This is a genomic window from Longicatena caecimuris, from assembly GCF_004341945.1.
In the GTDB taxonomy this organism is placed as follows: Bacteria; Bacillota_I; Bacilli_A; order Erysipelotrichales; family Erysipelotrichaceae; genus Longicatena; species Longicatena caecimuris.
This window is the reverse complement of the sequence record NZ_SMBP01000005.1, coordinates 118,807-139,009: the sequence shown is the minus strand read 5'-3', so window position 1 is coordinate 139,009 and position 20,203 is coordinate 118,807. Positions and strand designations below refer to the sequence as shown.

Sequence of the window (20,203 nt, the reverse complement as noted above, 5' to 3'; positions counted from 1 at the left end):
AGTGGTATTGTTATTTTCATGAAAGAATTTACATTTTATGAAAATATTACAAAAAACACTTTCTTATTTTTTCGCTTTATTGTATAATAGAGAACGATAGGGTTGATAAAACTTTATTTTAACAAAGATAAAAGGTTGAAAGGAGCAGATTATGAAAGAAACATTATATTTAAATAACGATTTGGCGATTGTCAATTTCAGCGCCGGATATGCTACCACTGGAGATCAGCTTTTAAATTCCAGTACCTTCAGTAACTATGTACACAATTTTATTGATTATCTGAAAGAGAACAATGAAGACTTATATTATTATGCCGTAGGCGGAAAGACAGCACGCGAGGCAACCGTTGATCTTTTGCGTCTGTTCCGTATGATGCGTATCTTTAAAATTGATGAAATTGAATCTTCCTATCTGAATGATAAAGGACGATTATTAGAGTTTTTAGAAGAAATGTATAATTTCTGGAAGAAGCATCAGCGTTTTTCCGTTGTTACGGCGGGAACAGCAAGTGCTTTGCAGGATATCAGCTTTGTGACGGCGGACTCAAATTTCAATAATATGGTATTGACATTATATCGTAATTTAGAAGAATCTTTAATGGGGAGAAAAAACCGCGTATATCGGCAAATGCAGGCCGGAACCAATGCGGCGATTGCGGTAAGTGTAAAACAGCCGAAGTTATCAAATACGTATGATGCCTTAAAAGATATTCCATTCATTACTTCCATCATGCTGCGCACACCGATGATCCTACATCCAAAATCAAACAAGCGTACCGGTATGTTTACGGAAACAGATGTAAATCCAATTACGTATTTCACTGGCAGTGATGAAGAATGGTTCTGCTTCCCATGCAAAATCGGAACTTTATTAGCCTTTGTATACTTCCATCGTGATTTTATCTCCAGTGCCGTTTCATTAGGAAATTTATTTGAGCTGGCTACGGAAGATGAATGCCGTAAAAAACCAGATTTAATCTGTCTGTTTGGTAATCAAGATGATAAGAATGAAACAGTCTTCCATTATGATGCAACTGATGATATCTGGGTAGGTAGCCTGACTTATGATGAAAAGATCGAATATTTCGGCTACATGAAAAAAATGTGTCTGACGCTGCACAATTTAAGAAAGATGCAGCATGGCTGGCTGCCAATCCATGGTGCCTTCGTTAATATCACCTTACACAATGGCAAACGTAAGGGAATTATGTTAATGGGGGATTCTGGCGCAGGAAAGTCAGAATCAATTGAAGCCTTAAAGATTGCGGGTAAAGATGTTATCAAAGATATTGAAGTTGTCTTTGATGATATGGGAACCATTCATATCGAGGATGGCGTTCCATATGGACAAGGGACGGAAATCGGTGCCTTCATTCGCTTGGATGATCTAGATCCGGGTACACCATATCGTGATATGGATCGCTCAATCTTTATGAATCCGGAGTCTAGCAATAATGCGCGTGTCATTACACCAGCAGCACCATATGAAGTTGTCGCAATGAATCATAAGATTGATTTATTCGCCTATGCTAATAATTATGATAATGAATCCGGATTGCATCGCTTTGAGAATCTGGAAGATGCCAAAGCAACCTGTAAGGAAGGAAAGCGTATGGCGAAGGGAACGACACAGGAAGTCGGTATTTCTACCACATACTTTGCGAATCCATTTGGACCAATGCAACAACAGGATGTTTGTGATCCATTGATTGATGAGGTCTTTACGGCACTGCGTGATAATGGGGTGTTTGTTGGTGAAATTTATACCCATTTAGGTCTTGATAAAGAAAACCGTGATGGTATTAATTTGGCTGCAAAAGAGTTGTTAGACTTTATTGAAAAGGACTAATGTATAAAACAGGACATGATCTGAATGGATTGTGTCTTTTTTTGGGTCGGTATCTTTGTGCTTTTGGTGGCTTTGATTATCCTTGCATACGTGATTTGCTGTGTTCATTCAATTGATGAGTTTGTTCGCGATATAAGTACAATTGTTAATAAATGTATCTATTTTGTAGAAAAACATCTTTTCATGAAGAGAAAAACATAGTACAATAAAATTATCGATAACGGAGGTAAAGCGGGCGATATGAAAATTGCAAAAATTGAAGATGCAAAACGTGTCTTAGAACCAATCATCAGTAAAACACCATTGGTGCATGCGACAAAGATTCATGAAAATTTATGGATCAAAGCCGAAAATTTACAGGGCACAGGAGCGTTTAAGCTGCGGGGTGCTTATTATAAGCTTTCGAATTTGAATGAGGAAGAAAAGGCGAAAGGGGTCATTGCGGCAAGTGCTGGTAATCATGCACAAGGGGTTGCATATTCTTGTATGAAAATGGGCATTCAGGGAACCATCGTAATGCCGAAAACAGCACCTCTTTCCAAAATTGAAGCTACAAAGGCATATGGCGTCAAGGTAGAATTGCAAGGAGATACCTTTAACGATGCCTATGAATATGCGAAGAATCTGCAGGAAATTACCGGAGCTGTTTTTATCGAACCATTTAATGATGAAGATGTGATTGCCGGTCAGGGAACCATCGGTATGGAAATCATAGAGAAAATGCCGGATGTAGATACAGTCATCGTACCGATTGGCGGCGGCGGCTTGATTAGTGGCATTGCGTATGCCATCAAAACCTTGCGTCCACATTGCCGTATTGTCGGTGTACAATCAGAAAAAGCAGCGAGCATGAAAACATCCTTAGAGAAACAGAAGATCATGACCTTAAAAGAGGTCAGTACGATTGCGGATGGAATTGCTGTAAAAACACCGGGAACACTGACCTATGCATTGTGTAAAGAGTATGTAGATGAAGTAGTAACGGTAAGTGAAGAAGAAATTGCGGCAGCCATCCTGGTTTTATTGGAAAAAATGAAGATGGTAGCAGAAGGAGCTGGTGCCGTCAGTGTGGCAGCAGCCATGTTTGGAAAGGTTGATCTTATTCATCGTAAATGCGTTGCTGTGTTAAGCGGTGGAAATATTGATGTAAACTTGCTGTCGAAGATTATTGACCTTGGGTTGATCAAAACAGGACGCAAGGCGGTGATCAATATGAATGTTACCGATAAACCGGGAAATTTATCGCGCATGATCGAATTGATTTCACGTACCGGAGCCAATATTATTTCGGTAAACCATAATCGTATTCAGAATGGCATCTTATTTAATCAGTGTCGTGTTGGGGTGGTGATTGAGACAAACAATCAGACACATATTGACGAAGTGCTGGATATTTTGGAAGAAAATGGCTATCATCCACATATGGTGGAACATGTTTAAGATCCTAATTGATGGAGATGGATGCCCTGTGATTGAAGAAACGCTTATGATCGCAGAGCATTTTTCTATACCGGTCATATTGGTGTGTGACAGCTCACATAGCTTTATGCATGATGCTTGTGAAGTGGTGATTACCGATAAAGGAAAGGATCGCGCGGATTTCGTTATCTTGCAAAAAGTAAAAAAAGATGATATTGTAATAACTCAAGACTATGGCTTAGCCGCACTGGTCCTCAGCAGACAGGCACATGCCTTATCACAAAACGGTTTGCGCTTTCGTGATGAGAACATGCTGTCTTTGTTGAATCAGCGAAGTGACGCAGCGAATATACGCCGTCAAAGAAAACGCTATGGTCATATGAAAAAGCGTACGGCACAAGATGATAAAGCCTTTTTAAAAGCTTTATATGCTGTTGTATGTGAGTTATTGGAGTGATAAATTGAATACACATAAAAAAATCCCCTATGACATTATGATGGTGCAATTGAAACAAATGTCAAAGGAAGAACTGCAACGTCATTTACAGTTATTAGGCTGTGACTGGAGTTATGAAGCAATTTATGAAAGCCTGAAAAAAACGTTCAATGATCTGCAAGTGGCGGATGCCATATTTGATAGCTGTGTCATACAAGACAACAATAGCCCGTATCCCAAAGATTTCATAGATGAGGCTGTGTTAGAAATTGCTCGACGCGAAACGTTTTCGTTCATCCATTATGGGATAGTATCCCGTGATTTTGTACAGGCTATGCAACTATCGGATGATCAGCAAAGAGTGGATGCATTGGAAATGAACTTTCGCAAGGTGCTGAAACTGGCCAAAACCTTTTCTTTGGATAGTCTTGAAGGTATCGTTTATCAGGTGAATGATGGTGTTGATATCATGAGCATGCTGGTGGAAATGCTAGATACCATGCAGCAATTGGCAAGACAAGAAAAATCATATGCCAAACGCATTGTCGCTTTTGTGGATAAATATTTACAAATTTTCACGAAAACGAATACCTTCACCAAAGTCATGCTACAATATGAACAGGCGCAAGCCTATCTTACATTAAACTCCGTGAAGGGAGAACAGCTGTTTTTAAAGTTATTAAAGACGCATAGTGATCCTACGGATGTCATCTTGCATTATGGCTTGGCTTATTTAGATGATGATGAAGAAAAAACGCGCAAGATCTTTTTACGCTATCAAAATAAGCTGGATAAAAAAAGTGAATCTTACGATATCATCATGGACATTTTGCAGGATTTAGAAAGGAGGTCTTCATGAAGCGCAATATCGTACAGCGCCATGCCATCTTTTTTACGCTGATAGTGCTATGCTTTTTGATTGTTCCTGCGATACGTGAATCTTATGCACAGGATAGAATGGATAAAAAAGAAGCCCAGCGTCAGCAAAAATTGATGGAAGAGTATCAAAAACAGCAGAAACAAAAGCTTGCGAAAGAAAAACAACGCAAACAAAAGGCGGCAAAGTTTAAAGTGATGCTGGATGCCGGTCATGGCGGATATGATGCGGGGAGTGAAAGTAAAGAAGGGAAAAAAGAGAAAGATATCACCTTATCCATTACCTTAAAGACGGGGGAATTGTTAAAGCAGGAAGGGGTACAGGTGTTGTATACAAGAGAAAGTGATACAGTCTCATGGAAAAGTAATAATGTAGATGATTTAAATACCCGCAGTCGCATGGCGAATGCCAGTCAAGCGGATATCTTTGTTTCCATACATACCAATTATAGTGATGAAGCAAAGGATAAGACAGCGGGCAGTGAGGTATGGTACAGTACCCGTCAATCAGACAGTAAGAAAATCGCTGAGCATATGGAACTTGCTTTACGCGCGGATGGCTATACCAAAAGCCGTGGCTTGCGGGATGATAGGGAAGCTTTTTTATCACTGTTGTATTATAATCAAATTCCTAGTATCTTGGTGGAAACTGGGTTTATCTCTAATCCCAAGGATGCTTCCATATTAAGTGATGCTAAAGGTCAAGAGCGAATTGCACAGGCCATCAGTACAGGTATTTTAAAAGCACTTGGATTAAAAAATTAGAGGATTTCAGTGTTCAAGTTACACAAAAAAGTGTATACTATAACTTAAACAGGAGGTATGAGTATGTTTCATAACAAGGATGAATTAAATTTTGAAACCGGATATCATGTCACAACCATACAACAACATGCGATAAAAACATTTGCGTGGATGGGACTTGGCTTATTGATTACGGCTTTGGTAGCATTTGGCATGGTAACAACGAACATGACTTTGCGCTTATATGTATCGTATCCAATAGCGCCTATGTTGCTGTTATTTGCGCAGCTTGGTGTAGCCGTTGCTTTTGCGGCACGTTTGGCGAAAATGAAAGCAGCGACGGCACGTATTCTTTTTGTGGCATATTCCATCTTAATGGGAGTCACTTTTTCCACACTGGCCTTTGTCTATGACTTAGGTTCTATCGGTATTGCCTTTGGTATTACGGCTGTATACTTTGGCTGTCTGGTCATGATCGGTTATACGACAAAGATGAACCTATTGCGCTTTGGACCAATCTTGATGGGTGGTTTATTAACGTTGATTATCGTAGAAGTTGTGATGACATTGTTAGGTATGGATATTACGACACGCGGCTTTACAGCAATTGGCTTATTATTATTTACCGGTATAACAGCATATGATACACAAAAAATGAAGGCGTTGTATCATAGCTATGAAGGTGATGAAAGCATGCTGAGCAAGTTGTCAATTTATTCAGCTTTTGATTTATATCTGGACTTCATTAACATCTTCTTATATATCTTACGCTTTGTAGGAAATAGAGATTAAGCACTTTAAGACATAGCTGTTTCAGGCTATGCCTTTTTTTATCTTTTTTATGATAAGAAAAAAGGATGTACCAAAGCGGACATCCAACATTATTTCGTTTCTTCTTTTTTCACGCGGTGATATTCATCACTAGCTAAATTTACTTCATGGTCAAAGCTTCTTTCGTTGAAGGCATCTTTTCCATGATCACATAATGGGCAACGATAATCGTCAGCTTCTTTTAAGAAGTCTTCACCATCATATACATACCCGCAAATTCCACAAATATATGCTGTTACTGCCATGTGCTAACCTCCTTTTCTTTTCTTGATTTTAAGTATAACATATTTGCTCAAATGTGTCATTTAACTTGCTTTTTAATAACAAAAATCACACGAATATCACATTTAACTTCACCATTTATCATTCTTGTGTTATGATGAGTGAAAGAAGGTGAGGTTATGAAGAAGTTATGGTCTTTTGTTTTATTACTTTGTTTGTTTCTGGGAAATATGCAGCTTCTAACAGCAAAGCAAACCGACAGTCCTCAACAGGGGGAGAATGATTATCATGCAATTGATTATGAAGTACAAAAGCCGAACATTAGCAGACAATTGTATCGCTCTGCTCTTCCTACATCCTACGATGATCGAAAACAACACGAGGTTACATCGATTAAGAATCAATATCCTTACGGAGACTGTTGGGCATTTTCAGCCATGGCAGCCGCTGAAACAAATCTGTTAAAAAGTGGATTTGTAAAGGATCCAAAGGCAATTGATTTATCAGAACTGCAATTTGCGTATCGTTTTTATAACCGCCTAAATGATCCATTGGGCAACACCGCAGGGGATGCCAATCATTCAACTTCAAACGGTAAACTAGATTTTTTAGATAATGGAGGCAATAACTGGACAAGTGCTTTTGCCTTATCACAGTGGATCAGCCCCACAGATGAAGATAATGCACCTTATACGCATGATGACACAACGATGTTAGCAGATATTAAAAAAGCAAATGCCTACCGTCCTACCTATGTCATGAAAGATGCTGTTTTCCTGCCCGATGATGATATCACCTCTATCAAACAGGCCATTCTTAATTATGGCAGTGTATCAGCTGGTATAGCCGTGGAAAAAATGTCAGTATATGCCAAATATTTCTATGACGGCAGCAAACGCTTTGATCATGCGGTGACAATTGTTGGTTATGATGATACAGTTTCTAAAAATAAATTTTCTATGAAGCCGAAACATGATGGAGCATGGATCGTTAAGAACAGCTGGGGCATACATGCCAATGATGCAGGCTATTTCTATTTATCATATGATCAGCCAGTGAATGCTGTAGTAGCCTATCAGTATATGGCGAAAGATACTTATGAAAATAATTATTTCTACGATGGTTCCGCAGCTCTTTCCGAATATACCACCAGTGGAAATATGACGGTTGCCAATGTGTTTGAGGTACAGAAAGGAACGAGCGTTTCTCCTGAATATGTTGAGGCCGTTTCCCTTGCTTTATCAGGAGCAGATACAGATTATGAGGTGGAAGTATACACCAACCTGAAAGACAAACAAGATCCATACAGTGGCAGCAAAGCTTTATCGACACCGGTGAAAGGTTATCGAAAATATGCCGGTATTTACACAATCCCACTAACGCATCATGTCTGTGTAAAACCACATACTTATTATGCAGTCGTTGTGACATGTAAGAATCATTATGGAGATACGACCGGTTTGTATGTGGCAGAAAATAAAGATTATGGATGGATCAATTTCACAGAACAGATTCAACCAGGTCAAAGCTTTCTCTATATCAATCATGATTGGCATGATATGGCTAATGCTAATGCTTGTTTCCGTTTAAAAGCATTTACGATTCAGCATCATTATGATATGGCAAAGGCAAAGGTCAAATTATCTGCAACCTCTTATATTTATGATGGGAAAGCACATTCACCATCACTTACCTTAACATATGGAACAACCACCTTGCGAAATGGGAAAGATTATAAACTGACCTATCACAATAATGTGAAAGCCGGTACGGCTTCTGTTCACATTGAGAGCACAAATGCTCATGCGAGCAGCAAAGATGTCACTTATAAGATCTTACCGCGGGCCATTTATGCAAAGAGCATTCACGTGGATGCCATACCGTCTAAAACCTATACTGGCTCTGCCCAAAAACCATTACCACTTTTAAACTATGGAACGACAAGATTAAAAAACGGTATCGATTATACCTTATCGTATAAAAATAACATCAAAGCCGGTACGGCACAGCTGATTATCAAAGGAAAAGGTAATTATGGTGGCCGTATTACAAAGAATTTCAGCATTCATAAACGTAAACTGACATCTGCGAGCAGTAAGCCCTTAGCAACACGGACTTATACTGGCTCTGCTCAAAAACCATTGCCTTTGCTAAAGGATGGTTCTGTGACCTTAAAAAACGGAAGAGATTATACACTTTCTTATACTCATAATGTCAATCCTGGAATAGCCAAGGTTATCGCAAAGGGGAAAGGCAATTATACAGGAAGCAAGACGGTATCCTTCACCATTGCCAAACGCAAAGTAAGCACGCTTAAGCTTAGTCATATCACAGATCGCGTATACAATGGTTGTGCCCAAAAGCCGATTCCTCGTCTGACATCCGGTAAAACGCTATTAAAAAATGGTATCCATTATACCTTGACTTATAAAAACAATGTCACACCGGGTACTGCCACTGTGAAAATCACGGGAAAAGGCAATTATACAGGAAGTATGACAAAGACTTTTAAAATTAAAAAACGTAATATTACCACAGTGACCATGAGCAAGTTAAAGGATCGAAGCTACACCGGAAAAGCCATACAACCCAATGTGACATTAACGTATGGCAAAACGGTGTTAAAGAAGAATAGAGATTATACGTTGCAATATGGCACAAATAAAACATGTGGAAAGGCTACTTTGAAGATTGTTGGAAAAGGCGGTTATGGTGGCAGTATGTGTAAAACCTTTACCATTGTTCCTAAACAGCCGACCAATCTACATCTCAACACGACAAAACACAAAGCTGTCAATGTATCTTATAAAAAGGCTGCCGGGGCCAGCGGTATTCAAATTGCTTACTGTCGAAAGGGCAGTAAGCATTGGAACTATTACCAAACAAGCAGGAATTGTTATCAACTGCATACACTTAGCAGTGGTAAACCATATCAAATTAAGGTGCGCAGTTATGTAACAACAGCAAAAGTGCGTCATTATGGCAGCTGGGGCAAAGTACAGCTAGTCAAGATTCAATAATCAAATACGAGAAAAAAGAAATCCGTACGGTATGGAACGCTCTCTGAATACCTGTCAGGATTTCTTTTTCTTTTATTGAATGTCTAGATAATTTGCGATATTGGCATCTTTATCAATAAATGGTTTGATTGTTTTTGTCTTGCTGGAAAGAATCACCGTTAAGCCTGGCCCATGTCCACTGGTAAAGGAATCCGAATGAACAACAACACCAATGGTGATGGCACCTTCCAGATAATGAGGTCCATGATGATTATCATGATCTAAAACAGCAACGATATCGCCAAAACGCAAGTCATTGATGTGATAGGTTTCGTTGGCTTTTTTATCCTGTGTCATGATGTCATAATCCCCTAACATGGTCGTGGCACTGCCTAAACCACTTCCCATCAAATGCGCAGGGACAATGGTTGTTACACCAATCTCTATGCTATCTTCATGTTCTTTGATGTTTAACTTTTCTAATAAAGAAGGATCAATATTCATCACATGAATTTCCTCATGATCTAACAGCTTTAAACCCTGTCCGCATGCTTTGATATGCACCTTATCATCACAGGTCATTAAATCTAATGTTTCTTCATCAAAATAGACCATGACATGATCTATACCGCCATGCTTACCTGTAACATAGCCGATTCGGCCTTTGGCATCACCGCTGATGATGCGCGCTTGATTACCGATACAGGCAAATGCCTGCAAAGCATTATTTTCTCTTTCCACCGGATTTTTTAAGCTTACACCTGGTTCGACATGATCTCCGGCAATACCCATACAGGAATCTTTGATTTTATAATTGTAAACGATGCCGCCGGTTGCCATCGGTATACGTCCAAAACCATCATAGCCAACACGGTAAGCATTTCCTGCCATGCTTGGATGGTCAACACTGCCTTGCACGCTCATAACGACAAGACGATCTTTATTCATTTTCATTTTTTATACCTCCGCTGTACATCATTATAGCATTTTTAAACAAAAAAGTAAGGGAAAAGCCATCATAAAACAAAGTGTTTTACGTAAGATATGTTATAATCATACATACAGGAGTGATGACATGCATAGATGCAAAACAAGAACCTGCCCACCGGTTTTCATAGACAACAAAACCTATGACAATCTACAAAATAAAATCTTAACACCCACCTTTTTAAATGGCTGTAAACAAGCGCAGGAAGCCATTTTACAAAAGCCTTATGTGGTTGAGCGAAGGCTGTTTCAAGAAACTTTTTCAATACCGATGAAACGCAATTTATTTGGCCTTTTGGCAATACCGGTTGAAGTGAATCAGATTTCATGTACCTTTTTATTAGATACAGGTGCACAAATCAGTGGACTGAGATCGTCTTGCGTAAAAAAAGTTGAAGCCATGACTGCTATTGGTCGTATCGGAATCGGCAGTATTGGCGGAAAAGAAAAAGCTTTAAGCGGCTGCATCGTGAAACAACTGCGTATGGGCGCTTTGCAATATCATCATATGCCAATGGTCATACTGGATGAGAAAGACTTTGCCATGCGTTTTGGAAACATTGATCTGATGGGGTTTGATGGGATCATCGGCTGGGATGTTTTATCACAGCTTGATTTTGAAATGGATGATATTGCGAAACAGTTTAAGGTCGTTAAAAATAAGTTCCGTTTTCCTTGTCGTAATATGATCATGGGTAGTTTTCCGGTTTTTTTATGTCAAAAGAAGAATCAAGAAATTGCACTTTTCGGATTTGACAGTGGCTCTAAAGTGAGCTGGCTTTCTGATAAGTTCATCGAAAAGGAACAGCTGCAAATCATTTGTGAAGGCCATGCTATGGGCTTTGGGGTGCATGGATTTGAAAAACTCCCAATGAAAATTGTGGAACAGCTACAGGTGACCTTAGATCGTGGTGCTATCACTTTAAAGGATACGATGAGTGGGCGCTGTGATTTATTTAACGGCTTTACTTTTGATGGGGTATTTGGTAATGAAATCTTTAAAGGCAGAAGGATTCGCCTAATTAATAGTAAACAGGTCGTTCTGCTTGTATAGGCAGTTGTAATTTGTCATTATTTATTGTATAGTAGGTAAGAAAAATGAGTAAGAAAGGACGAATTGATTATGTTATTACATGGTAAAATTGTGATGGAAAATGGTGCTGAGATTCCTTTTGAATTATATCCGGATGATGCACCTGTCACTGTCGAAAACTTTGTGAAATTGATAAAAGAAGGTTATTATGATGGAAAGACATTCCATCGTGTCATTAAAAACTTCGTATCACAAGGAGGCTGCCCTTATGGAAATGGTACAGGGGATTTAGGATATACGATTCCTTGTGAAACAGCGAATAATCCTCACCGTCATGAAGAAGGAAGCTTGTCCATGGCACATCGTGGTAAAGATACCGGTTGTTGTCAGTTCTTCATCTGTCATTGCCCACAGCCACATTTAGATGGTGTGCATACCGTATTTGGTAAAGTGACAGATAATATGGGTGCAGTACGTCAAATGCGCAATGGCGATGTCATGAAGCAGGTTGTTTTATTGGAGGAAAACTAAACGATGGAAGATGTGAAACGTCTTGGGTTTCCACTGTTAATCATCGTTTTATCCGCATTTCTTTCCCGCTTGTTGGAAACCTATCTGCATGGAAGCTTTGTGCATACCTTAATGGTTATTCTCATTGTCAGTGCCTTATTCCTCTTTGGTGTTTCCTTAAATAAGAGCCGTAAGAAACGCAGCAATGCCGTGTTTAAAAAAGTTGTGGCAATCCTTGTGGTGATTTTGATGCTTTTTATGCAATTGGGGTATTTTACTTTGCCAATTATGCAAAATGTGTTCACTTTGATTGGAATTGATGCCTTTTATATGAACATGCTGTATATTTTCTGCGGTTATCTATTCGTGGATTAAAGGAGGAGCAAGATGTTTTTCTTAAAATTCGATAAAACGATGGAAGAGGTTAAACAGGCATTGGATGAGCATCAGGATATGGTCTTAATCGATGTCAGAGAAGAGGATGAATATGCATTGGGTCATCTTCCTCAGGCAATCAATCTGCCATTGAGCCGATTTCATGAAAGCTATACAAAACTGCCTAAAGAGAAGCCATTGTATGTATATTGCCGCAGTGGACAGCGCTCACGTACGGCAGTGAAAAGGCTAAAGGATGCAGGCTATGCCAATGCTTATAATATCGGCGGGATCATCCACTGGCCTTATGATACAGAAAGCAGGTAATGATATGTTTCATACAAACGTAAGATGTCCGCATTGCGGTCATGAATTCACCTATTCTATCTTTCGCTTTAATTCCACCGTATGTTGTGAAAAGTGTCAGAAGAAAATTTATATTGAAACCAAAACAAGCATGTACATGATTTTGTTTGTCGTGTTTCTTTTAGCAAGTGATTATATAAAAGCTTTTTTACATACGATATTACCAAATCAGGCAGAATTTATCTATTTTGGTCTGATGTTTTTCATCATACTGATCAGCTTGTTGTTGGTTATGTTTGTACTGATTAAACTATTCGGCTTTACAAGCGTTTATCGCATCCGTGATGATGTGTACTATCGTGAGGCTGTTCAGCGTGCAAATGATCGAAAAAAAGGGAAAAAGAAATAAACAAAAAAAGTGTTAAGCCTTGATGATTCAAGGCTTTTCTTATGGCTGTTAGAATATATAAGTCCTTTTTTATGAGAAATCTCATGGTATACTTAATATGTATAATGATATAACAAAATACAGTACGATAAACAAAAAAACTCCATATGATTCTTTTCATATGAAATATTTACCTGTTATCTTAATATTTTATATATTTTTTATTGCATACTATAGATATGAGATGGGAGTAAGATGATGAAGAGGAAAGCATTGATCGTTGTAGTATTACTTTTACTATTCGGCTGTACCAATGGAACTGATAAGAATATAAAAAAAGAAAAGAATGAGGAATTTCTTTACTTTTTATATGCTACCCCCTTAGCTGACCACCCGATTTGGCTGCAAAGCAAAGAAGGATTTGTACAGGCATGTAATGAATTAAAAGTGAAATGTGATTGGATAGGTCCAAAAGTTATTGATACGGAAAAAATGGAAGAAGTGATTTCTCAGGGGCTCATTGAAAAAGTTGATGGTATTATCACACAGGGGGTCATAAAAAAAGCCTTATTGGAGGAGGCCGCGGCATTGGATATTCCCATTGTCTTAGTCGATTCTAATATCGAGGATGGAAAAAAGTTTACGTTTTATGGGAAAAACTTTCAACGTCAGGCACAATTGCTCTTAAATGAAATAGAAAAAAAGATTCCTAAACATAAACCGTTGGTAATTGCTATTCAAGTAGCAGAATTAAACTTTAAAATTGCCCAGGATCAAATACAAGAAATCCGTGAGGTATTTAAAAACCATCCGGGCGGATACGAAATTGTTGCCATAACGGAATCAAAGTCGGATAAGATACGCGCGCAAGCACAATGGATGAATACTTTACGAAATCATCCTGATATCAATGTCACCATTAATTTTGCGGCAGAGTCTGCCGATGCCTGTGCGGAAATAGCGCAAACGCTCAATATTAAGAAACGACTGCATATTTATGGTGTAGATGATATGGACTCTACGATTGACTATATTAAGAAGGGCTATATCGACGCCAGTGTTGTTACGTCATTTTATGAATATGGCTATAAAACAGTTTATCAGATGTATGCATATAAGAAAACCGGTAAGAAACCGACTTCCTTAAACAATGAGGTCAAACTTTTGATTGTGAATCAGGATAATGTGGATACATATCAAAGTGAGTTAAAAGAATGAAAACGTTTTTAAAGAAAAAAACATATAAACGCCAGATGTTTTTGTTCAGTCTGGTCACAATCTCGATCATTATTTTAATTCTGGGCGTTTATACCGGTGTGAATCGCAGTTTGATCAGACAATATAATGAATCCTATGCTCTCTATCAATATTTAAATGATTTCTTTGATACCCAATCGTTTGCTCATGATAGTTTAAAAAACTATTTATATACCAAATCGGAAAAGGAATACGATAACTTCAAACGAGCTTTTCATCAGGCAAAAGAAGATATTCAAATATTAAATGACAGTGCGCAAAAAAATGCTGGCATATGGCGTTTTACCCTACTGGATAATATGATGGATAGCTATTTGGAACAAGCTAATCAAGTAATCTTATTGATGAAGATACAAGATCATAAATATAACGAAGGATATGAAAAACTATTAAAGATCAATGAGACGATCATCCAAAGTTCGGATGATTATTATCAATTGGTTACGAATGTTGTTGATAAGATCCTAGAAAAAATTGAGGTGACCAAACAGGAAACCGACGTATTCTCCTGGTGTATCGTGGCCTTCAGTGTCATAGGGTTATCAATATATACGATCATCGTATTAAGAAGTATAACGAATCCGATTGACAAACTCGTTGATAATTTGCATGAGATTCGTGCAGGAACTTTTGATTTTCATAAGATACCTGCCAGCAGTGAAGAAATTCAAGTTCTATGTTTCGCCTTACAGGATCTTTCAGATACGATTAGCAGAAACATTGAATATGAAAAAGAAAAGGCAGAGCTGAAAAACCAATTGCTTATTAAAGAGAATGAAAATCTGCGAAAAGATGAATTGTTAGTAAGCAGTGAACTGAAAATCTTACAAAATCAAATCAATCCCCACTTTTTCTTTAATACGGTTAATATGATCTATCAGCAGGCAATTTTGGAAAAAGCGGATATCACGGTAGAAATGATTGAAAAAATGACAGAATGCATGCGTTATACCTTGTCTCAAAACACCAGAATCAGCAATCTGGCGATGGAATTAAACTTCATGCGCAACTATTTGTATATCCAAAACCGGCGTTTTGAAGGTAGAATTGAATTTATCTTAGAAGAAGAACGAGAACTGCCGAATATTAAAATACCTGCTATGATCATAGAGCCATTAGTAGATAATGCCATTAAGCATGGCTTATCAAACACAGAAAGTGGCGGATTGGTCGTTATTCATGTGGAATGTAAAGATGATCAAGTCATCATTCATGTCAGCGATAATGGAAAAGGAATGAGTGCTGTTGCTTTGGAACAGTTGATCATGAACCAGTATAAATGTGCTTCACAGGGGGAAAATCTAGGCTTATATAATCTTATGCGTCGCTTGGATATGTATTATTCAAAAGCTGCAAAGATTACTGTAAATAGTTATGAAGATTGTGGATTTGACGCCGTGATAACGATACCGGTCATGAAAGGATGGTAACTAGTATGTTGAATGTGTTGGTTGTAGAGGATGAAAAATTAGAACGAGAGGCACTCATACTGCTGCTGCAAGAAAACTTTTCTAAACAGATTCATGTGTTAACAGCTGCTTATCATGGAGAACAGGCACTGCTGGCATTTCATCAACAAAAGTATCAATTGGTCATCACAGATATCAATATTCCACGCATGAATGGACTATCTTTATTAAGAGAAATTAAAAAAAGTGATCCTGATACAAGAACGATCATTCTTACCGGCTATGATTATTTTAAATATGCGCAAGAATCCATATGTATTGGTGTTGATGATTTTATCTTAAAGCCAGCCACGCAAAAAGATTTATGCGAACGTATACGTCGGGTGATGGAGTTGATTGAGCGTGAGCAAAGAGGAAGTCATTTTGAAGATGTCATACGTTATCGTAAGATGCAATCTATTTTACAAAGCGATTTGATCTATGCGATTTTGTATCATAATCCACATCAGAATATCCAAGGGTATTTTTCCATTTTTCATATGCAGGTGGCAAGTGCAGCATGTATTTGTTTGTATCAAGAAGATATTACAAATCAAGCATTGCTTCCGATCGTAGAAGAACTCCATACATGGTATGACGAGTGTTTCTTTGAAACATATTTTGAAAATGTCGTTATTTTTATTTTCCATAAGGATGTCATGGAACAAAAACAATTACTGAAACGTATAAAAGCAATCATGATAAAGCATACCATTGTGCATTATGGTGTGGGAGGCATAAAGGAAGAGGTGCATGATTTTTACAATTCTTATGTGGAGGCAAAAGAAGAATTGCGACAAACATCACAGGATGCTTTCCAGCATGCCTTGACAGATAAGCAAGAAGATACCACCTTAAATGATATGGCAGATGCTCTTTTGCACGCAATACGTTATAATCAGGCAAAAGTGTTTCCGGATGTTGTGCTTCGTATTCAAAAAGAGGCGGAAACAAATGAAATTCTAGCGATACGTAAAATATTGGTGAAGCTTTTTCATATTCTGCAGAATAAAATGAACCAGTGTGAGGATATGAAGGATTATGTGGCATTGCTAAGTGAGAAAATCGATGGTATCTCTTATGATAATCCCACTCAGGATGAGGCAACCTACATTCGTTATGAAGTTAAGCATGTAATCCATGCCATTATCAAATCTCGCAGTAAATCAATGAACAAGATTGTTTTGGATGCGTATACTTATATCGGTAAGAATTACCACCGTTCTATCGGGTTAAATGATTTAGCGAACTATTTAGATTTAACTCCTCAATATATCAGCTCTCTTTTATCACAACATACAAAAAATAGTTTTACCAATATCTTAGCAGAGTATCGTGTTGAAAAGGCTAAGCAATTATTATTAAACAATCGCAAGATTAAAGAGGTTTCCAGTTTGGTGGGTTTTCAGAATCAAAATTATTTTGCGAAAACCTTTAAAAAAGTAACAGGCTATACACCTAAAGAATACAAACAGATGCATGTGATGAATGATATATAAATGACTGTTTTCATTTTGTCCGTTTATGTTGTAAGAAGTATGAGGGTTAGCATATGCATGAAGGATTGTATGGATAAATAAGAAAATTAAAAAGCGTTTAGAAGCAAGGAAAGAAGCCATCTGTATACGGGTCGGCTTTTTTTAATTGCGAAAAAAAGATAACCAAAGAATTGTTATATTTTATCGGTGATTTACCGGAATTTTATTCGCGTTTTCTTTTTTATGGTTAGTGAAAAAGTACTTTTTTATTTATATTGCTCTATTTTTTAGAATATATTGTCAATTTATTGACACTGGTTATCTTTTTCTATATTCTGTAAGTAGGAATTAAATAATGTATTTTAATCATAATAAAACTAACCTATATATCTACATAAATATTTGTATCCTGATAGTGAAAGGTATTTATGAATAAAATGCGAGGTTATAAAATGTGATTATCGCTGTTTTATTAGCAATATTTACAAGGTTGTATTTGTACTTCATGATAAAACCCATACATGGGCTTTTATCATATAGGTGTTTATGACATAAGGGCATATCACATCAAATAGTTTTAATAACAGAGAATAATGATCAGGAGGAAAACATGAAAAGGAAAAGTATGAAGGTATTGGTCGCAACAGTTGCGACTGTTTCTATGCTGGGAGGAGAAATCGCATCCGGCATCTCTTTAAGAGCGTTTGAAAATGTAGCGGTTTTCGATATGAATATGATTGAAAACAGAACCGGAAGTATCACGGTCAACAAACAGACAAAGGATAAGCAGCCTCTAGCAGGGGCAACCTTTGCCATCTATAAGGTTATGAGCTTCACTCCTTCAACGGCAGATGCTTCTGCCAAATATGAACCAACCACGGATTTTGCGCAAGCATTACAAGGAATCAAGGCGGATGAACTAGGGACATATTCCGCTACAGAAATGGAGAAACTTATTACGACCTTGACGGCAACAGCCAATACCGCAGATGTAAAAGCTACTGCAAGCATGACAACCCCTGCATCTGGTACGGTTACCTTTGCAAATCTTGACCTGGGATATTATTTGGTAGTAGAGACTTCTGCACCGGATGGATATGTAGCAGGAAAGCCATTTTTGATTGCCGTGCCTTCCAGTGATAACTATACGGATGAGAATGCAGCAGGAACAAAATGGGTCTATGATGTAACTGCGACACCTAAAAATGAGAAAGTGACGATCCATAAGGAACTCACAGCAGAAAGTGATGGTTCAGTAGCAATTGGAGATTTTGTACAATATCAGATAACGACGCTGATGCCAAGCTATACCGATGACTATTTTGAAGGTGAGAATAAAGTCGTTTTCGAAATTCAGGATACGATGGATGATGGCTTAGCAATACAAAATGATAGCGATCATGCAATTACGGTAAAGGTGAATGATGCTGTCATAGAAGCATCCGATACGACCTATGCCATAACAGCAGCAAATGTAAGTGGAGAGACAGCAGATCTTAAGATCGTGTTCACAAAGGCCTTCCTAAAGGCGCATAAAGGAGAAAAGGTAGCAGTAACCTATTATGCGAAAGTAACAGAGAAGGCCATACAGGGAAATGCTGGAAATGAAAATGCGGCAGTGATCGTATATAATCATAAGCCAAATGCCACCACAACAAGTGAAAAAGAAACAGCTTATGTATATAGCTTTGGAATCAATGTAAAGAAATTTACGAAAGAAGGAACACCACAAGTTTTGGAAGGTGCTAAATTCGTCTTATTAGAGAAAGATGGCAAAACACAGATCGGGGAAGAAAAGAGCACAAATGCAGATGGTGAGATAGCCTTCAGCAAATTGGATGAAGGGACCTATTATCTAAAGGAAACGGCATCCCCTACAGGATATACCTTATTGGCAGAAGCAATCAAGGTAGAGATCATAGCAGAAAAAGATGAAACGACGAAGAAAGCAAATGGAAGATTTACAGTGAAGGTAAACGATCAGGAAGTAAATGCGACAACAGGAGAATATAGCAGCTATATCGATGAGGAAGCAGGAACAGCCAATATAGCAGTAGAGAACCATAAAGGATTTACGTTGCCATCCACAGGAGGAATGGGAATCACGATATTCTTAGCAATCGGTGGCATAGGAATCTTAGGCATAAGTATCGTAATGCTGAAGAAGAGCAGGAAACAGGCATAAGTATGAAGATGACGAAGCGGATGGTATCAGTCTGTTTCGTTTTCGTATTTTTGTTCTTTTTAGGTATCATGGATTATCCCTTTGTGTCACGATTAATTAATCAACGAAACTATGATGGAGTCATTATTGAATATGATGATACAAGCGCAAAGCTGGATGAAAACAGAAAAGAACAATTTTTCAAAGAAGCGAAACAGTATAATGAAGAACTAAGTAATGGTAGTGGTATCTCAATTATAGATGCTTTTGCCCAAGATCATAGCATGGAGAAAAAGTATACACAGCTTTTAAATGTTGCCAATAATGGAGTGATGGGGGTTGTTGATATTCCTAAACTACATGTCTCTTTACCTATTTATCATGGAACATCAGAAGAAGTTTTGCAAAAAGGGGCAGGACATTTGGAAGGCACTTCCTTACCGATTGGTGGGATCTCGACACATGCATGTCTTTCAGCACATCGTGGATTGCCAAACAAAAAGATGTTTACAAGCTTAGATGAATTAAAAGAAGGAGATATTTTTCTGATTACGGTCCTGGGAAGAAAAATGGCCTATAAAGTGAATAATATACAGATAGTCTTACCAAGTGACATTAAAGCCTTACACATTCAAAAAGGAAAAGACCTGGTAACATTAATTACATGTACACCATATGGAGTGAATTCACATCGTTTGTATGTAACAGGAGAAAGAACAGAATATAAAGAAGAAATGAAAACAGACAATAGCATTGGACTGCCTTGGTATTATGATTGGTGGTGGGTACCAGTGAATATCGTCTTGTTAAGTGTATTGGGAATCTTATTATATCAATATAATAGAAAACCGAAAGTGAAAGAGAAAGTAGAATGAGGAAGG

General features: G+C 37.9%; 19 protein-coding genes. 17 read left to right on the top strand and 2 right to left on the bottom strand.

Annotated elements, in window-relative coordinates; all coding sequences use genetic code 11:
- Positions 1 to 151: 151 nt before the first annotated feature.
- The 6 genes from EDD61_RS04615 (at position 152) to EDD61_RS04590 (ending at position 6,116) form a co-directional block, all read left to right on the top strand.
- Positions 152 to 1,849, top strand: coding sequence for a hypothetical protein (locus EDD61_RS04615; RefSeq protein WP_008689288.1), 1,698 nt, complete (start codon positions 152 to 154; stop codon positions 1,847 to 1,849).
- Between the two features lie 240 nt (positions 1,850 to 2,089).
- Positions 2,090 to 3,289 (top strand): threonine ammonia-lyase, encoded by a 1,200-nt coding sequence (gene ilvA / locus EDD61_RS04610; protein WP_132224271.1) that lies wholly within the window; start codon positions 2,090 to 2,092, stop codon positions 3,287 to 3,289.
- Positions 3,282 to 3,725 (top strand): YaiI/YqxD family protein, encoded by a 444-nt coding sequence (locus tag EDD61_RS04605; protein WP_008979077.1) that lies wholly within the window; start codon positions 3,282 to 3,284, stop codon positions 3,723 to 3,725. Before ilvA ends, EDD61_RS04605 begins: the two co-directional genes overlap by 8 nt.
- Positions 3,726 to 3,729: 4 nt before the next feature.
- Entirely contained in the window at positions 3,730 to 4,563 is an 834-nt protein-coding gene (locus tag EDD61_RS04600; protein ID WP_132224269.1) for a hypothetical protein, read from the top strand.
- Complete coding sequence (locus tag EDD61_RS04595) at positions 4,560 to 5,345, top strand: N-acetylmuramoyl-L-alanine amidase family protein (protein ID WP_132224267.1); 786 nt, start codon at positions 4,560 to 4,562, stop codon at positions 5,343 to 5,345. Before EDD61_RS04600 ends, EDD61_RS04595 begins: the two co-directional genes overlap by 4 nt.
- A 63-nt stretch (positions 5,346 to 5,408) precedes the next feature.
- A complete protein-coding gene (locus EDD61_RS04590) occupies positions 5,409 to 6,116 on the top strand; it encodes a Bax inhibitor-1/YccA family protein (protein ID WP_132224265.1) in 708 nt (235 codons plus the stop codon).
- Between the two features lie 89 nt (positions 6,117 to 6,205).
- On the opposite strand, the gene EDD61_RS04585 is transcribed toward EDD61_RS04590, so the two are convergent.
- Positions 6,206 to 6,400, bottom strand: a complete 195-nt coding sequence (locus EDD61_RS04585; protein ID WP_132224263.1) for a rubredoxin-like domain-containing protein — start codon at positions 6,398 to 6,400, stop codon at positions 6,206 to 6,208.
- Between the two features lie 156 nt (positions 6,401 to 6,556).
- On the opposite strand from EDD61_RS04585, the gene EDD61_RS04580 reads away from it, so the two are divergent.
- Positions 6,557 to 9,397, top strand: coding sequence for a C1 family peptidase (locus EDD61_RS04580; protein WP_132224260.1), 2,841 nt, complete (start codon positions 6,557 to 6,559; stop codon positions 9,395 to 9,397).
- Positions 9,398 to 9,469: 72 nt separating this feature from the next.
- On the opposite strand, the gene EDD61_RS04575 is transcribed toward EDD61_RS04580, so the two are convergent.
- Positions 9,470 to 10,330 (bottom strand): DUF4438 domain-containing protein, encoded by an 861-nt coding sequence (locus EDD61_RS04575; RefSeq protein WP_132224258.1) that lies wholly within the window; start codon positions 10,328 to 10,330, stop codon positions 9,470 to 9,472.
- 121 nt (positions 10,331 to 10,451) lie between these two features.
- Here EDD61_RS04575 and EDD61_RS04570 point away from each other — a divergent pair, with 121 nt between their 5' ends.
- The 10 genes from EDD61_RS04570 to EDD61_RS04525 all read left to right on the top strand — a co-directional run bounded on the left by EDD61_RS04570 (position 10,452) and on the right by EDD61_RS04525 (position 20,197).
- Complete coding sequence (locus EDD61_RS04570; RefSeq protein WP_119983231.1) at positions 10,452 to 11,417, top strand: aspartyl protease family protein; 966 nt, start codon at positions 10,452 to 10,454, stop codon at positions 11,415 to 11,417.
- A gap of 69 nt (positions 11,418 to 11,486) precedes the next feature.
- The gene (locus EDD61_RS04565) at positions 11,487 to 11,927 is read left to right on the top strand and encodes a peptidylprolyl isomerase (RefSeq protein ID WP_008979069.1); all 441 of its coding nucleotides are present in this window, start codon (positions 11,487 to 11,489) and stop codon (positions 11,925 to 11,927) included.
- Between the two features lie 3 nt (positions 11,928 to 11,930).
- Positions 11,931 to 12,281, top strand: a complete 351-nt coding sequence (locus tag EDD61_RS04560) for an amino acid permease (protein WP_008689271.1) — start codon at positions 11,931 to 11,933, stop codon at positions 12,279 to 12,281.
- Between the two features lie 12 nt (positions 12,282 to 12,293).
- Entirely contained in the window at positions 12,294 to 12,608 is a 315-nt protein-coding gene (locus EDD61_RS04555) for a rhodanese-like domain-containing protein (protein ID WP_008979068.1), read from the top strand.
- Positions 12,609 to 12,612: 4 nt separating this feature from the next.
- The gene (locus tag EDD61_RS04550) at positions 12,613 to 12,996 is read left to right on the top strand and encodes a hypothetical protein (RefSeq protein ID WP_008979067.1); all 384 of its coding nucleotides are present in this window, start codon (positions 12,613 to 12,615) and stop codon (positions 12,994 to 12,996) included.
- A 234-nt stretch (positions 12,997 to 13,230) separates the two neighbouring features.
- Positions 13,231 to 14,193: a substrate-binding domain-containing protein gene (locus tag EDD61_RS04545; protein ID WP_119983233.1), complete on the top strand. Its 963-nt coding sequence runs from the start codon at positions 13,231 to 13,233 to the stop codon at positions 14,191 to 14,193.
- A complete protein-coding gene (locus EDD61_RS04540; RefSeq protein WP_119983234.1) occupies positions 14,190 to 15,662 on the top strand; it encodes a sensor histidine kinase in 1,473 nt (490 codons plus the stop codon). The genes EDD61_RS04545 and EDD61_RS04540 overlap by 4 nt, the downstream gene beginning before the upstream one ends.
- Positions 15,663 to 15,667: 5 nt before the next feature.
- On the top strand, positions 15,668 to 17,179 hold the full coding sequence (locus tag EDD61_RS04535) for a response regulator transcription factor (protein WP_165877192.1): 1,512 nt from the start codon (positions 15,668 to 15,670) through the stop codon (positions 17,177 to 17,179).
- A gap of 589 nt (positions 17,180 to 17,768) precedes the next feature.
- Complete coding sequence (locus EDD61_RS04530; RefSeq protein ID WP_132224253.1) at positions 17,769 to 19,343, top strand: SpaH/EbpB family LPXTG-anchored major pilin; 1,575 nt, start codon at positions 17,769 to 17,771, stop codon at positions 19,341 to 19,343.
- 2 nt (positions 19,344 to 19,345) lie between these two features.
- Positions 19,346 to 20,197, top strand: a complete 852-nt coding sequence (locus EDD61_RS04525) for a class C sortase (RefSeq protein ID WP_132224251.1) — start codon at positions 19,346 to 19,348, stop codon at positions 20,195 to 20,197.
- Positions 20,198 to 20,203: the final 6 nt, after the last annotated feature.